Here is a 15,565-nt window from a genome sequence, read left to right on the forward strand (position 1 = left end):
AGACGTAGGGTAGTTCGGTGGCGTGGCCGGCGCCGATCCGCGCCGCCTTGAGCATCGGGGTGGCGTGGTCGAACCGGTACACCCACGTCGGCGAGTGGGCGCTGTGCGCGTCGGCGATCCACACGACCGGCATCCGGAACCCGGCGTCCCGCGAAAGCGCCATCGCCCCCGACGTTTTCGAGACGTCCGGATACGCGGAGATGATCTCCGCGATACGGTCGGGCGGCAGCTCCGGATGATCCGCGGCGAGCGCGTCGAGCATCGCCTGCACGGAGGCGTCGCTCACCGGCATCAGCGGCGACTTCATGAAGCGGAAGATCGACGGCTCGTCCTTGTTGGACCCGATGATCAGGGGAATCCGGTGCGCGAGCCCCTTCTGGAACGCCGCCACCGGGTACTTCGGCACCAGGTCGCGGTCGACCACCGGCGCCATCGCGAGCGTGCCGGGGAACTTCGTGGGGATCTCCCCGACGAGCACGTCGCCCGCATCGGTCAGCGTCTCGTGCGGCATGTCCCGCAACGCCCACACCCGGGCCGGCGTGAGGTCGAGGATCTCGAGGAACCGCTCGGCGACCCGGGCCGCCCGCTCGGACCCGTATGCCGACGTCGCCGGCGGGCTCTGCGCGATGGCCCGGTGGAACAGGCCCTCGGCGCGGGGCACGGTCATCAGGGTGGTCAGCGACCCGCCGCCCGACGACTCGCCGAACACGGTGACCCGGTCCGGGTCGCCCCCGAACGCGGAGATGCAGTCGCGCACCCACTCGAGCGCGGCGATCTGGTCCCGCAACCCGACGTTGGATTCGAAGGTGGTCCCGGCTGTCGAGAACGACGAGAAGTCGAGGAAGCCGAGGGCGCCGAGCCGGTAGTTGACCGTCACCACGACGACGTCCCCGCGTTCGGCGAGCAACCGTCCGTCGTAGATCCGCTGACCCGAGTACCCGAGGACGTAGGCGCCGCCGTGGATCCAGACCATCACCGGCCGCGGCTCCCCGTCCGGCTCCGGCGCCCAGATGTTCAGCGAGAGGCAGTCCTCGCCGATCGACAGGCCCGGGTCGATGGGGATGGGATTGTTGCGGCCCTGCGGCGCGATGGGCCCGAACCGGCGGGCGTCGAGCACGTCGGTCCACGGCTCCGGCGGTTCGGGGGCGCGGAACCGAAGGTCGCCGGACGCCGGCGCGGCGTACGGGACACCCTTCCACGCGTAGACGGAACCGTCGCGGTAGCCGCGTACGTCGCCGTACTTGCACCCGACGATGAGAGTCTCGGCGTCCACGGTCCCTCCCGAACGAACGGTCTGGGGCCAAGGTACCAACAACAGACAGGCTGCACGCGCAGCCCCGGCGACCCGGCACCCCGGGCCCGCGTGGGGCGAGCCACACCCGGTGCTATCGTCGCCTCCGTAGACACGGGGTGCTCCGCACACGAGCGGGAGCTGAGATCACACCCGTCGAACCTGATCAGGTAATGCTGACGAAGGGATGTCACGGCATGACCATGCCTGCCCATGCGTCGGTCCCGGAGGGGACCGAGCGCTTCACCGATCTGCTGTGGGACCGTACGAAGGTCCTGCGCGAGGCCATCGACGACCTCGAGTTCCTGCGCCGGCTCGGCGACGGGACCCTGCCGCTCGACGCGTTCCGCTTCTACATCGAGCAGGACGCCCTCTACCTCGCCGGCTACGCCAAGGCGCTCGCCCTCCTCGCGGCGAAGGCCCCGGACCCGGCCACCGCCGCGTTCTGGGCCAACAGCGCGGCGACGGCCGCCACCGAGGAATCGGCCCTGCACCGGGGTCTGCTCACCGGTGGTGTCCTGCCGCCCGCCGAGGACACCCCCGCGCACTCCCCCGCCTGCCTCGGCTACGTCTCCTACCTGACCGCCACGGTCGCCACCGATCCGTATCCGGTCGGCGCCGCCGCGGTGCTTCCGTGCTTCTGGATCTACGCCGAGGTCGGCCGCGAGCTGGCCGTCCGCGCCGCCGACGTGCTCACCGCGGACCCCACCCACCCCTACGCCCAGTGGGTCACCACCTACGACGCGCCCGAGTTCCACGCCGCGGTCGCCACCGCCCGCGAGCTCGTCGACGTCGCGGCGGCGGCCGCCACCGACACCGAGCGCGACGCCATGGCCGGGGCGTTCACGATCGCCACCCGCTACGAGCTGCTGTTCTGGGACACCGCGCTGAACACGCAGGACTGGCCGGCCTCATGACGACCACCTCCCGGCTGCGTCGCCGGCTCACCGTCCTGGCCGCCCTCACCGCGGCGCTGCTGCTCACCGCGTCCTGCGCCGGCGGCACCGGCGACGACGACTCCGGCGACACGATCCGGTTCGCCCTGGACTGGACGCCGAACACCAACCACACCGGCCTGTACGTGGCCCAGCAGGAGGGCCTGTTCGCCGACGCCGGTCTCGACGTCGAGTTCCTGCCCTACAACAACACCACCCCGGACACCCTCGTCGACGCCGGCAACGCCGAGTTCGGCATCTCGACGCAGGCGCAGGCGACGTTCTCCCGGGCGGCCGGCTCGCGCACCGTCTCGGTGCTCGCGCCGCTGCAGCACTGGGCGACCGGCATCGCCGTCAAGGCCGACCGCGCCGACCTCACCCGGCCCCGGGAACTCGACGGCCGCACCTACGCGGGCTTCGGCGACCCGGGCGACGAGGAGACGCTCGCGCAGGTGATCCGGAACGACGGCGGGCGGGGCGACTTCACCTCCGTCACCCTGGGCACCTCCGCCTACGAGGCCGTGTACTCCGGCACCGCCGACTTCACCGTCTCGTACCTGGCGTGGGAAGGCATCGAGGCCGAGCACCGCGGGCTGCCGATGCGCTACTTCCGCTACACCGACTACGGGTTCCCCGACGCCTACGCGATCGTGATCGACGGCAACGAGGACTGGCTGGCCGAACATCCGGACCAGGCCCGGGCGTTCGTGCAGGCCGTCCAGCGCGGCTACGAGATCGCCGCGCAGGACCCGGACCGCGGAGCCCGCGCGCTGATCGAGGCCGAGCCCGGCGCCTTCCCCGACGAGGATCTCGTCTACGAGAGCCAGCGGATGCTGTCGGCCGGCTACCTGCGCGACGAGAACGGCCGCGTCGGCACCCTCACCCTCGAACGGTGGACCGGGTACTCCCGGTTCCTGTTCGAGAAGGGCCTGCTCTCCGGCCCCGACGGCAAGCCGTTGACCACCGAGCCGGACTGGTCGACGTACTTCACCGATGACTACCTCACGCCCTGACCCGACCCGGAATCCCTGGGTGCGGCGCGTCGCACCGGCCGTGCTGGTCGTCGCCGCGCTGACCGTCGGCTGGCAGCTGTACGTGACGCTCAGCGGCATCCGCCCGCAGGTGCTGCCCTCCCCCGCCCGGGTCCTCGGGCAGGGCTGGGCGCACCGCGACGACATCGCGGGCCATGCCTGGTCGACGCTGCAGGTCACCCTCGTCGGTTTCGCGGTGTCCCTCGTCGTGGCGTGGCTCCTCGCGATCGTCGTGGACTTCTCGCCGTGGCTGCGCCGCGCCCTGGTGCCGCTGTTCGTGGTGTCGCAGACCCTGCCGATCATCGCGATCGCGCCGCTGATGATCATCTGGTTCGGATTCGGGCTGCTGCCGAAGATCCTGGTGATCGCGCTCGCCACGTTCTTCCCCATGGCGATCGGCCTGATCGAGGGCTTCGCGGCCGCGGACCGGGAGGCGGGAGCGCTGCTGCGCAGCATGGGTGCCTCCCGGTGGCAGGAGTTCCTGTACGTGCGGCTGCCGTCGGCGCTGCCCCGGTTCTTCACGGCACTGCGCATCGGGGTCACCTACGCCGTCGTCGGTGCGGTCTTCGCCGAATACGTCGGCGCCACGTCGGGGCTCGGGATCTACATGAGCACCCAGAAGAACTCGTTCCGGACCGATCTGGTGCTCGCGGCGGTGCTCGTCACCGCGGTGGTCTCGCTGGCGTTGTACCTGCTCACCTACGCCGTGGAACGGGTGGTGGCGCCGTGGGCGCAGACGACGAGGAGCCCGCGATGAACGCCGTCACGGTCACCGGCGTGCACAAGGCGTTCGGTGCGCGCACCGTCCTCGACGGCGCCGAGTTCGCCGTGGCCGAAGGCGAGTTCGTCTCGCTCATCGGCCCGAGCGGGTGCGGCAAGTCCACCCTGTTCGGGCTGATCGCCGGTCTCGACTCTCCCGACACCGGTGCCGTCACGGTGGGTGACCGGCCGGCCGCACCGGGACGGGCCGCCCTGATGCCGCAGAAGGACCTGCTGTTCCCGTGGCGCACCGTGCTCGGCAACTGCGCACTCGGCCTCGAGGTGCAGGGCGTGCCGCGCGGCGAGGCGCGTGCCCGGGCCCGGGAGCTGTTCCCCGCCTTCGGCCTCGCCGGGTTCGAGGATGCCGCCCCCCGGCAGCTCTCGGGCGGGATGCGCCAGCGCGCGGCCCTGGCGCGGACGGTCCTGCAGGGCCGCAAGGTGCTGCTGCTGGACGAACCGTTCGGGGCCCTGGATTCGCTGACGCGCACCGAGATGCAGCTGTGGCTGCAGCAGGTGTGGCAGCGGGACCGGTGGACGGTGCTGATGATCACCCACGACGTGCGCGAGGCGCTGCTGTTGTCGGATCGGGTGCTGGTGCTCACGCGGCGCCCGGCCCGGATCTGTCACGAGGTGACGGTGCCGCTGCCCCGCCCCCGGGGTCTGGACACGTTGACATCGCCGGAGTTCGTGACCCTCGAGAAGGAACTCGTCGACGTCCTGCACGCCACCGGACCACGCAGTTCCGCACTGCCGGACTGACGCCGATCACGAAATGTCAAGTGCCACCTCGAGTTCCACAAGGGCGTCCTCGAGGTGGCCGAGCAGCCGCTGCAGGCCGGGGACCGTGCGGCGGCATCCGACGACGCCGAAGTCGACGGTGTCGGCGGTGGTGGTCAGCGTGATGTTGAGTGCCTGGCCGTTGAGCACCACCGACACCGGGTAGATCCCGTCGAGCCGGGACCCGCTGCGGTACACCCGCTCCCGCGGTCCCGGCACGTTGGAGATGATGAGGTTGAACGGCGGCGGGGCCAGGGAGACGGCGCCCGAGATCGGTGCCAGCGCGAGCCCGGCGACGTTCAGCGCCGACCACACCGTCGCCTGCAGCGGCGTCATCCCGGCGAACAGGGTCTTGCCCTCCGCCATCGAATCGCTGACCGTCGAGAGCCGGGTGAGCGGATCCTCGAGATGGGTGCCGAGGTTGCACAGCGTGACCCCTACGCTGTTGCCGCCCGCGGCCGAATCGGGAGCGTCCTTGGCTCGCAGCGACACCGGGACCATCGCGATCAGCGGGAGGTCGGGCAGGTCCTGCTGTTCGAGGAGGTAGGCGCGGAGGGCACCTGCGCACATGGCGACGACGACGTCGTTGCTCGACACCCCGGCCGCCTGCCGCACCCGCGTGATGCGTTCGCGGCTCCAGGACTGCGCCGCGAAGCGCCGCGTCCCGTCGATCGGAACGTTGAACATCGACCGCGGTGCCTCGTACGGCAACGCGACGCGGCGCCCGCCGAGGACGGTCCGGGCGATCCGCAGCGCGACGGGCGCCGCGCCGATCACGTCGCCGGCCAGTGAGCGCACCGCAGCGAACAGCGAGTCCTGCTCCCGGGTGCCGGAGCTGGGGCGGGCCGGCAGGTGCCAGGGCGCGGGGAATTCGCGCACGTTCGGATCGGGGGTGTAGGTCCGCTGCAGCAGCCGCAGCCCCGAGACCCCGTCGAGCAGCGCGTGATGCATCTTCGTGTAGACGGCGAACCGGCCGTCGGCGAGCCCTTCGATCAGATAGGCCTCCCACAGCGGCCGGTGCCGGTCGAGCAGGCCGCTGTGCAGGCGCGAGACGAGGGTGAACAACTCACGGATCCGGCCCGGCGCCGGCAGGGCCGAGTGCCGGACGTGGTACTCGAGGTCGATCTCGTCGTCCACGGCCCACCAGGTGTAGCCGAGGCTCGACACCGGGTCGGCCGGGCGCTTGCGGAACAGCTCGTCGACCTGCGCGTCGGCGACCAGCCGGTTGTAGAGGTCGGTGACGTATCCCGGACCGGCGTCGGGCGGCGGCGTGAACAGCTCGAGCGAGCCGAAGTGCATCGGGCGCTCCCGCGACTCGGCGATCAGGAACATCGAGTCGGTCACAGGCATGTATCCCACCGGGACAGCCCCCTTTCGTCCGCCGTCGCACGCTGGGATGGATGGTACGTCCGGCGACCGGACGGCCGTACCGGATCGATAACGGGCACGCCGACGACCTGCGGAGTTCCCTTTGTCCGGTCTCCATCGAGTCACGATGCTTCGCCCCGGCGATTCCTCGTCGTACTGTCGGGCAACCGACCCGGACGAACGCCGCGAACGCCTCGGAGAAGGGCCGAGAGAGAAGACGGGAGCCGTCGACGAGAGGGCTCCGTCCGAGCAGGTGAGGACGAGGAGGTCCCGGTGACGAGTACCGCGTCGAACCATCCGTCGTTGTCGTATCCGCCCGTGCCGCGGCCGGTGCTCCGCCGCGAGGTCGCCGGCGTGAGCCTGCCGTCGCAGGCGCTGACCTTCTCGGTGCGCAGCACCGTCAAGCCGGTCATCGACGCGTGGGCGCGCGCCCCGCACCTGCCGTGGCCGACGGGCGTGGTGGACCGGCTGGCGTTCCCCCTCAAGCCGGTCCCCGGCACGCACCGGCGCCCGGTCCGGCTGCCGTCCTGCCACGCCGAGTTCCTCGCCGCCCCCGGAGCCGACGGCGCCACGGCGATCCTCTACCTGCACGGCGGCGCGTTCCTGGTGTGCGGCCTGACCACCCACCGGCAGATGGTCTCCCGCATCTCGTCGGCGGCCGGGGCACCCGTGCTCAGCGTCGCCTACCGCATGCTGCCGGGACACCCGATCGAGAGCGCGGTCGAGGACGGCATCGAGGGGCTGCGGTGGCTGATCGCGCACGGCTACCCGACGGAACGAATCGTGGTGGCCGGCGACTCCGCCGGCGGATTCCTCACCTTCCAGGTGACGCTCGAGGCGCTGCGGCTCGGTCTCGGCCGGCCGGCCGGCAACGTGGCGCTCTCGCCCCTGACCGACCTCGACACCCGCGGCAAGCTCGAACATCCCAATTCGTACCGGTGTGCCCTGTTCCCGCGCCGCGCCGTTCCGGCCCTCGCCGCTGTGATCGCCCGCATCGACGCCGCCTCCGGCCGGCCGGGTCCGCGCGCGGTGTCACCGGTCGACGCCGACCTGACCGCCATGCCGCCCACCCTCATCCAGACCGGCTCGGAGGAGATGACGTACGTGGACGCCGAGCTGATGGCCCGGCGCCTCGCCGGCGCCGGCGTGCCCTGCGAGCTGCAGGTGTGGGAACGGCAGGTGCACGTCTTCCAGGCCGCGGCGGGCCTCGTGCCCGAGGCGGGGCGAGCCGTCGATTCGATCGGAGCGTTCGTCCGCAGCGTCGGCTGAGATTCCCCCCACCGGACCACCCCGCCGGTGCCACGTGGCGACCACCACCCGCGCCGAGCCGGGCACCTGTCGGACGGCGCGACTAGTGTCTCCGGCACAGATTGGTCCGGCAGCACTGGGAAAGGGGGCGGATCGTGACCGACACCGAGAGCCGATTCGACCGCGACGTCGACCGGTCCTGGAGCGAGTTCCGGGCACGGCTCGCCGATCACGTGGCGTCGATGTGCGACGGCGACGGGCTGCTCCTCGAGCCGCTCGTCGAGGAGGAGACCGGACCCGCCGGACCGTGCGTGCAGTTCTACGCGTGGGGTGCAGGCCAGGTGCGGTGCGAGGTGCCGTCCAACGCCCACCTCGGCGGCGACCGTCGCCTCCGCCCGGCCGACGAGGCGCTGCTCGCCGAGCTCGGCTGGCGCGAACCGTCCCGGGGACCGGAGGACCCGGAGGACGGCGGGTCCCCCGCCTACTGGATGGACCGGCCCGCGGCGTGGGCGGACCAGCTCGCGGCCGTCGCGGTGACGGCGCTGCGCCGGGTGTGGGGGGTGCCGCATCCGCTGTTCCTGCGCACCGAGACGTTCGGCGCCGGCCGGGCGGCGGCCTTCGACCTGCCCGCGCCCGCCGAGGAGACGCCGCCGCCGGCCGCGCTTCCGCTCGCCGTCGAGACCGCGGGCGAGGAGCACGTGCGCGAGCTGATCGAGTCGACGCTGCGCGAGCGGATCGGAGACGTCCCGCTGTGGGACGAGGACGGCGACCTGGCGTTGCGGGTCGCGGGGTTGCTCGTGTTCGTCGGCGTCGGGCCGCACGAGCGCACCGTCGACGTGTTCGCCCCGATCGTCCACAACATCACCGGGCGCACCCGCGCCGCCGAGGTCGTCGCCGACCTCAACCGCCGGTGGCCGCACCTGAAGTTCGTGCTGGTCGAGGACCGGGTCGCGGTGGCGGCACACCTGCCCGCGTCGCCGTTCGTGCCGGCCCACCTGCTGACCACGCTCGACCACGTCGCACAGTTCCTCGAGGGGCTGGACGAGGCATTCGGCACCCGCCTCGGCGGCGAGCTGCTGCACGAGACCGACCACGACGGTGTGCCGCCGCCCCCGGACGAGCTGCCGCCGTGGACGACGGACTCCGAGGAGGACCTGCCGCCGACGCTGCTGGCGCTGCGCGATCTCCATCTCGGCGGCCGGGTGGAGGTCGAGACCCGGACGGTGGCCCGCATGGCCGGCGACGAACCGGACCAGCTGCTGCGTTTCCTGCGGATGAGCGTGGACGCGCAGGTCTGCTGGCAGGCCGAGGCGATGGGGCGTGCCGCGGCCGGAGACGGCGCCGGCATCGCCCGCGCCGAGGCGAAGGCGCAGGAGTGGGAGCTGACCTGCCGCTCGCTCACCGCAGCGATGCGGCTGCTCGTGCCCCCGGCGGGCACCGCCACGACACGCGTGCGGCGGCCGCGTCCGTCCCCACCCGAGCAGATCGAGCTGTTCGAGAACCCGGACGAGCCGACGTTGTTCGACGAACTCTCCGACTGAGCGCCTCGTGCGGGCGAGCCGTTTCCGCGGGACGGCGCGGCCGCAGCGCGGGCACCCGGCGTGGCCCTCGGCAGCCGGGGTGGTTCACGGGGTGGTCGCCTCGAGATGCTTGAGCACGGCCAGGACGCGTCGGTGGTCCTCGGGTTCGGGGTGCAGACCGAGCTTGAGGAAGATCGCCCGGACGTGCGCCTCGACGGTGCGTTCTCCGAGGAACAGGGCCGCCCCGATCGCCCGGTTCGAGCGGCCCTCGGCCATGAGGCTGAGGACCTCGCGTTCGCGGGTGGACAGCGTGTCGATGGGACGGCTGTCGCGGTGGGGCCGGGCCACCATCCGGCTCACCACGCTGGGGTCGATGGCCGAGCCGCCCTCGGCGACCCGGTGCAGGGTGTCGACGAACTCGTCGATGTCGGCGACCCGATCCTTGAGCAGGTAGCCCAGGCCGGCGGCCCCGTCGGCGAGCAGATTCATGACGTGGTCGGTTTCCACGTACTGCGACAGCAGTACCACCGCGGTGTCCGGGTGGTCGGCACGGATGGCCGCCGCGGCGACGATTCCCTCGGTGGTGTGGGTCGGCGGCATCCGGATGTCGACGACGGCGACGTCGGGCCGCTCGTCGGCGACGAGACCGAGCAGGGTGGCGGCGTCGCCGGCCTCGCCGACGACGTCGATCCCCTCGTCGCACAGCAGCCGGGCGATACCCTCGCGCAGCAGCACGGAGTCGTCGGCGAGCACCACCCGCAGGGGTGCCGCGCTGTCGCCGCGCCGCGTCGCGCGCCGCGTCGCGGCGACCCTGCTCGGTGACGCGGCGTCCACCGCCACCGTCCGGGCCAGGGTGTCGTCGGCTGCCGGCGCGGGGACGGTGGTCGTGGTCTCGGACGTGAGGGCGTTCCGGGCGGCGGCGGTGAGTTCCCTGCAGGTGTCGTAGCGGTCGTCGCGGTCCTTCGCGAGGGCACCCGCGACGACGGCGTCGAACGCCTTCGGCAGGTCGGGCCGGGCCTCGCTCGGCCGGGGTATCGGGCTGCGGACATGCCCGTGCCACAGCTTCGCCAGGGTGTCGCCGGAATACGGGGGCCGGCCGGTGAGCAGGTGGTAGAGGGTGCAGCCGAGCGAGTAGATGTCGGTGCGGTGGTCGAGCGCGGCGGTGGTGTCGAACTGCTCGGGTGCGGCATTCTGCAGGCTGCCGACGAACATCCCCGTGCGGGTGAGCCCGCCCGCCTCGTCGAGGGCCTTGGCGATGCCGAAATCGGTGAGCAGGACCCGTTCGGGTTCGCCCGGGCTGGCGGGTTCGGCGAGCAGGATGTTCGTCGGCTTCACGTCCCGGTGCAGCACCCCGGCCTGGTGGGCGTAGTCGAGGGCCTTGCCGATCTCGGAGACGATGTGGACTGCCCGCTCGGGCGGGACGGGCCCGTGGCCGAGCAGCGCGGCGGCGTTGGTGCCGGGGACGTACTGCATGGCGATCCAGAGCCGGCCGTCCTCGCAGCCGCGGTCGTAGACCTGGACGATGTTGGAGTGCTCGAGGCGCGCGGCATGGTCGGCCTCGAGTTCGAAGCGGGCCTTGACGCTGTCGTCGGCGGTCAGGGCGGGGTGGAGAAGTTTGAGGGCCACCTTGCGCGGCAGGTGCGGGTGCTGCGCCAGGTAGATCGAACCCATGCCGCCCGCGCCGAGCAGCCGCTCGATGGTGTACCCGGCAAATACCGAACCCGGCCCGGGAGCCCCGTTCCCCGTCACCGCCACCACCTCCCGAAGCGGCCCACCTCCTCTATTCAACCCCTCGGGGATCGTCGGCGGAACCGCTGCGGCGCGCGGTTGTCCGCCGACCTGGCGCCGGTCCGGCGCGGAGCGCACCGTGCAGACACCGGCCGGGGCTCCGTGCAGGCACGGTACGGAGCCCCGTGCAGGCGCTGCCGCCGAATCACGTGACGGCCGAGATGGTCGAACAGTGCCAGCACGGTGGTCCGGCGGGGCCGGGAGCGAGATGCTGGGAGCGAGGATCGGAGGCCTCGTCGTGAGTCGTCGAACAGTGCCGGCCATCGTCGCCGTGACCACCCTGCTGGTGGTCGCGGTGGTGGTGGTGTCGCTCGATTGGCCCGGCGGTCCGCCCGTCGGCCCGGCGGAACTGGTCGCCTTCCCCGCGGTCGGCGTCGCCTTCGTCGCGGCGGGCATCATCGCGTGGCGGAGCCGCCCGGACGACAACACGGGACGGCTGATGGTGCTGGCCGGGGTGCTGTGGCTGGTGAAGGGGGGCGGTGCGTCACGCAACCCGGTCGTCTTCACCGTGGGCGCGGCGCTGACGGTGATGTATCTCCCGGTGCTGATCCATATCCTGCTCGGTTTTCCGACGGGGCGATTGAACCGGCGGTGGGAACGGTGGTTCGTCGGGGGCTGCTATGTGTACTTCCTGGTCTCGGTCCTGCTCGATCTGATGTTCTACAACCCCTCCGTGATGGTCGGCACAGAACGCTTCACCGCGCCCAACCTGCTGCTGGTCCGGGACGACCCGGCGATCTTCAGGGGGCTGCAGCTCGTCTTCGGCGCAATTGCCATCGGCATCAGTGTGGTCGTGATCGGCGTGCTGCTGGCCCGCTGGCGGTCGGGGTCCCCGGCCTACCGGGCCGCGTTCGCGCCCCTGTGGATCGCCGGCATTCTCGGATTCGCCACGGTGATCGGAACGGGGCTGGTCACGGCGCGGTCTTCCGGCGTGGGGAACGTGTGGACGGCCTACCTGAGCTATCTGGCGACCGCGCTGTTTCCGGTGGCGGTGCTGGTCGGGTTGTGGCGCTACCGGGTCGCGCGCAGCGCGGTCAGCGACGTGATGATCGAGGTCGGTGCGGCCCCGCTCGGGGACGAGTTCGTCCACGCGCTGCGCAAGGCACTGCGCGACCCCGGCCTGATCCTGTGGTCGTGGTCACCACAGTGGAACAGCTATCTCGACGCGAACGGGCAGCCGCAGAGCCTGCCGGACGACGACGACCCCCGCGCGGCGACCGTCCTCGAACGCGACGGCGTCCCGGTCGGAGCGCTGGTGTACGACCGGTCGCTGCGACATCAGCCGCAACTGCTCGCGGCGGTGCGCAGCGCCGCGACCCTCGCGCTGGACAACCAGCGCCTCCAGTCCGAGTTGCAGGCTCAGCTCGCCGAGGTCCGCCGGTCCCGGGAGCGGATCGTCGCCGCCGGGGACGCCCAACGGCGGCGGCTCGAACGCAACCTGCACGACGGTGCGCAGCAACGCCTGGTTGCCGCGACGATCCTGTTGCGGCGTGCGCAGCGGGCATCCCAGCCGGAGCGCAAGCAGGAGCTGCTCGACGAGGGCACGGCCGAACTGGACTCGGCGCTGGTGGAACTGCGGGAACTGGCCCGGGGTGTCTATCCCCCGGTGCTGCAGGAACACGGGCTCGCCGCCGCGCTGACCGCCCTGGCCGAGCGCGCGCCGCTGCCGGTGGAGATCGTCGACACCCTCACCGTGCGGGCTCCCGCCTCTGTCGAACTCGCCGCCTACTTCATCGCCGCCGAGGCGGTGGCCAACGCCACCAAGCACTCCGGCGCCACCCACATCGAGATCGACCTTCGCCGGGACGGCGGGATGCTGCGGATGGTCGTCACCGACGACGGGTGCGGCGGTGCGACGCTGACCGCCGGCGGTGGGTTGAGCGGACTGGCGGACCGGGCCACGGCCCTCGGTGGGGTGCTCATCGTGCACAGTCCCGTGGGGGGCGGAACGACGCTGACGCTGTCCCTTCCCCTCACCACCGGGACATCCGGGGAGCCGTCGTGAACCTCCGGGTGGTGCTCGCCGACGACTCCGCGGTGCTCCGCGAGGGGATCACCGGCCTGCTGCACGACGAGGGAATCGAGGTGGTCGGCCAGGCCGCGGACGCGCAGGCCCTGCTGCGGCTGGTCGGCGAGCAGCGCCCGGACCTCGCCGTCGTCGACATCCGGATGCCTCCCACCCACACCACCGAGGGCATCGAGGCCGCCCTCACCATTCGCCGGTGCTTCCCGGGCACCGCCGTGCTGCTGCTGTCCCAGTACGTGGAAACCGAGAACGTCATGAACGTCTTCGCCGGCGGGACGGCCGGTCTGGGATATCTGCTCAAGGACCGCCTCTCCGACATCGACGGGTTCCTCGGCTCGCTGCACCGCGTCGCGGCGGGCGGAACGGCGATCGATCCCGACGTGGTCGGCCGGTTGGTCTCGCGGCCGCACCGCGACCGGGTGGCCCTCGACGAACTGTCCCCCCGGGAACGGGAGGTCCTCACCCTCCTGGTCGAAGGCCGTTCGGACCGGGCGATCGGAGCGGCCCTGTCCCTCGGGGAACGCACCGTCGGCGCGCACGTGCGCGCCGTCTTCGACAAGCTCGGTCTGCCCCCCGAACCCGACGGCCACCACCGCGTCCTGGCCGTGCTCGCCTACCTCGGCCCCGCAGTCCGCAACTGACATCGCCGGGTCTGCCGAGTGGTCCGCGACCTGGCATGATCGGGTGTCGTGACATCGACGGTGAAGCTGCGGGAACTGGCCGAGCAATTCGGGATCGCCACCTCGTATGTGGGGTGGGACAAGCAGGACCACTACGCGAGCGACGACACGTTGCGCCGGGTCCTGGCCTCGCTGGGCGTGTCCGCGGGCACCGAGGCGGAGATCGACGCCGTCCTCGCGGATCTGCCGAACGAGCCGTGGCGGCGCATGCTGCCACCCGTCCTGGTGGTCGTGCAGGGCGAGGAGCGCACCTTCCCCGTGCACGTGCCGCACGGCACTGCGGTGCAGGTGCAGGTGTGCACCGAGGACGGCGACGTCGTCGACGTCGCGCAGCGCGACGTGTGGGTCGATCCGCGGGAGGTCGACGGCCGGCTCGTCGGCCGCGCGACGTTCGCCGTCCCGGACCTGCCGCTCGGGTGGCACACCCTGCACGCCCGCAGCGACGACACCGAGGCCGAGACCACCCTGGTGGTGACACCCGCGCGTCTCGGCACCGCCGACCGGCTCCTCGAGCGACGTCGCCGGGGCCTGGCCGCGCAGTTGTACTCGGTGCGGTCGAAGCGGTCGTGGGGCGTCGGCGACTTCGCGGACCTGGCGGACCTCGCCGCGATCGCCGCCTCGGTGGACGGCGGTGACTTCGTGCTCGTCAATCCCGCCCCCGCGGGCGAGCCGGAGCCGCCGCTCGAGCCGTCGCCGTACCTGCCGAGCTCGCGGCGGTTCGTCCACCCGATCTATCTGCGGGTGGAGAACATCCGCGAGGCGGCGTTCCTGCCGCGCAAGCACCGCAAGACGCTCGAGGCGTACGCCGCGAAGTTCGCCAAGTCGAACCGCAAGGACAAGCGCATCGACCGGGACGCCGCGTTCCGGGCCAAGCTGGACGTGCTCGGGCACGTGTTCCGGGTGCCGCGCAGCCCGGCGCGGCAGGCGGGGTTCGACGCGTTCCGCGCCGCGGGCGGGGACGCGCTGACCGATTTCGCGTTGTGGTGCGCGCTCAGCGAGAAGTTCGGCGATCGCAGCGCCCGCTGGGAGACCCTGGCGGCGACCCCCGACGCGCCGTACGTCGCGCGGCAGCGCACCAAGCTGGCCGAGCGCATCGAGTTCCACTGCTGGTTGCAGTGGCTGTGCGACGAGCAGCTCGCCGAGGCGCAGTCCGCGGCGCGTGCCGCCGGCATGGACGTCGGCATCGTGCACGACCTCGCGGTGGGTGTCCGTCCCGACGGCGCCGACGCCTGGACGCTCGGCGACGCCCTGATCCGCGACATGACGGTCGGTGCGCCGCCGGACGACTTCAACCGGCAGGGTCAGGACTGGACCCAGCCGCCCTGGCATCCGGTCCGGCTCGCGGAGCTCGGCTACCGGCCCTACCGCGACGTGGTGCGCACCGCGCTGCGCCACGCCGGCGGCCTGCGGGTGGATCACATCCTGGGCCTGTTCCGCACCTGGTGGATTCCCGAGGGCTGCACGCCCGATCAGGGCACGTACGTCACGTACGACCACGAGGCCCTCATCGGGATCCTGGCGCTCGAGGCGCACCGGGCCGACGCCGTGCTGATCGGCGAGGACCTCGGCGTGTTCGAGAGCTGGGTGCAGGAGTACCTGTCCCGCCGCGGCATCGCCGGGACGTCGATCCTGTGGTTCGAGCGCGACGGCGACGACCCCCGGCCCCCGGAGAGCTACCGGGAGCTGTGCCTGACGTCGGTCACCACGCACGACCTGCCACCGACGGCGGGTTTCCTTGCCGGAGAACACATCACGCTGCGGTCCGAGCTGGGTCTGCTCGAACGGGACCTGGAGACCGAGGCCGCCGACGCGGCCGCCGAACGCGACGCCGTGCTGGCGGTGCTGCGGGAGCGCGAACTGCTCGACGAGGACGCCGACGAGCAGCGGACCGTCGAGGCACTGCACCGGTTCGTCGCGGCGAGCCCGTCGGCGCTGATCGGGGTGTCGCTGGCCGACGCGGTCGGTGAGCGGCGCAGCCAGAATCAGCCGGGCACGACCGACGAGTACCCCAACTGGCGGATCCCGCTGGCCGACGAGAAGGGCCGGACCGTGCTGCTCGACGATCTGCCCGGCAACGAGCGGTTCGCGGCCCTGCTCGCCGCTGTGGCGCCGGCCCCGGATCCCTCCGCAGCCGACGAGGCC

The 15,565-nt window shown here is 72.1% G+C and carries 12 protein-coding genes and 1 riboswitch; of the genes, 9 read left to right on the plus strand and 3 right to left on the minus strand.

Annotated elements, in window-relative coordinates; all coding sequences use genetic code 11:
• The coding region (locus tag CQZ88_RS13065) for a carboxylesterase/lipase family protein (RefSeq protein WP_374703824.1) at positions 1 to 1,273 on the minus strand (1,273 nt) is incomplete at its 3' end.
• Positions 1,274 to 1,396: 123 nt separating this feature from the next.
• Positions 1,397 to 1,496, plus strand: a riboswitch (TPP riboswitch).
• On the opposite strand from CQZ88_RS13065, the gene CQZ88_RS13070 reads away from it, so the two are divergent.
• The 4 genes from CQZ88_RS13070 to CQZ88_RS13085 all read left to right on the plus strand — a co-directional run bounded on the left by CQZ88_RS13070 (position 1,489) and on the right by CQZ88_RS13085 (position 4,775).
• Positions 1,489 to 2,208: a TenA family protein gene (locus tag CQZ88_RS13070; RefSeq protein WP_006939427.1), complete on the plus strand. Its 720-nt coding sequence runs from the start codon at positions 1,489 to 1,491 to the stop codon at positions 2,206 to 2,208. Its footprint overlaps the riboswitch before it by 8 nt.
• Positions 2,205 to 3,239 carry an ABC transporter substrate-binding protein gene (locus CQZ88_RS13075; protein WP_102799845.1) on the plus strand — a complete coding sequence of 345 codons (1,035 nt, stop codon included), beginning with the start codon at positions 2,205 to 2,207 and terminating at the stop codon, positions 3,237 to 3,239. Before CQZ88_RS13070 ends, CQZ88_RS13075 begins: the two co-directional genes overlap by 4 nt.
• Positions 3,220 to 4,014: an ABC transporter permease gene (locus CQZ88_RS13080; RefSeq protein ID WP_029542848.1), complete on the plus strand. Its 795-nt coding sequence runs from the start codon at positions 3,220 to 3,222 to the stop codon at positions 4,012 to 4,014. The genes CQZ88_RS13075 and CQZ88_RS13080 overlap by 20 nt, the downstream gene beginning before the upstream one ends.
• Positions 4,011 to 4,775: an ABC transporter ATP-binding protein gene (locus CQZ88_RS13085; protein WP_006939435.1), complete on the plus strand. Its 765-nt coding sequence runs from the start codon at positions 4,011 to 4,013 to the stop codon at positions 4,773 to 4,775. The genes CQZ88_RS13080 and CQZ88_RS13085 overlap by 4 nt, the downstream gene beginning before the upstream one ends.
• Before the next feature lie 6 nt (positions 4,776 to 4,781).
• Here the strand turns inward: CQZ88_RS13085 and CQZ88_RS13090 are convergent, their stop codons facing one another.
• Positions 4,782 to 6,143 carry a wax ester/triacylglycerol synthase family O-acyltransferase gene (locus CQZ88_RS13090; RefSeq protein WP_037201594.1) on the minus strand — a complete coding sequence of 454 codons (1,362 nt, stop codon included), beginning with the start codon at positions 6,141 to 6,143 and terminating at the stop codon, positions 4,782 to 4,784.
• Between the two features lie 291 nt (positions 6,144 to 6,434).
• On the opposite strand from CQZ88_RS13090, the gene CQZ88_RS13095 reads away from it, so the two are divergent.
• Both CQZ88_RS13095 and CQZ88_RS13100 read left to right on the plus strand, forming a co-directional pair.
• Positions 6,435 to 7,430: an alpha/beta hydrolase gene (locus CQZ88_RS13095; protein WP_102799846.1), complete on the plus strand. Its 996-nt coding sequence runs from the start codon at positions 6,435 to 6,437 to the stop codon at positions 7,428 to 7,430.
• 134 nt (positions 7,431 to 7,564) lie between these two features.
• Positions 7,565 to 8,950 carry a hypothetical protein gene (locus tag CQZ88_RS13100; protein WP_102799847.1) on the plus strand — a complete coding sequence of 462 codons (1,386 nt, stop codon included), beginning with the start codon at positions 7,565 to 7,567 and terminating at the stop codon, positions 8,948 to 8,950.
• Positions 8,951 to 9,034: 84 nt separating this feature from the next.
• Here CQZ88_RS13100 and CQZ88_RS13105 read toward each other — a convergent pair whose 3' ends face one another.
• The gene (locus tag CQZ88_RS13105) at positions 9,035 to 10,687 is read right to left on the minus strand and encodes a protein kinase (RefSeq protein WP_102799848.1); all 1,653 of its coding nucleotides are present in this window, start codon (positions 10,685 to 10,687) and stop codon (positions 9,035 to 9,037) included.
• Positions 10,688 to 10,955: 268 nt separating this feature from the next.
• On the opposite strand from CQZ88_RS13105, the gene CQZ88_RS13110 reads away from it, so the two are divergent.
• From CQZ88_RS13110 to malQ, 3 genes are all read left to right on the plus strand, one after another.
• Positions 10,956 to 12,722, plus strand: coding sequence for an ATP-binding protein (locus CQZ88_RS13110; RefSeq protein ID WP_251550777.1), 1,767 nt, complete (start codon positions 10,956 to 10,958; stop codon positions 12,720 to 12,722).
• Complete coding sequence (locus CQZ88_RS13115) at positions 12,719 to 13,384, plus strand: response regulator transcription factor (RefSeq protein ID WP_102799850.1); 666 nt, start codon at positions 12,719 to 12,721, stop codon at positions 13,382 to 13,384. Before CQZ88_RS13110 ends, CQZ88_RS13115 begins: the two co-directional genes overlap by 4 nt.
• A gap of 48 nt (positions 13,385 to 13,432) precedes the next feature.
• On the plus strand, positions 13,433 to 15,565 hold a 2,133-nt coding region (gene malQ / locus CQZ88_RS13120; RefSeq protein WP_258008579.1), incomplete at its 3' end, for a 4-alpha-glucanotransferase.

Source organism: Rhodococcus sp. ENV425, assembly GCF_002887785.1.
In the GTDB taxonomy this organism is placed as follows: domain Bacteria; phylum Actinomycetota; class Actinomycetes; order Mycobacteriales; family Mycobacteriaceae; genus Rhodococcus; species Rhodococcus aetherivorans.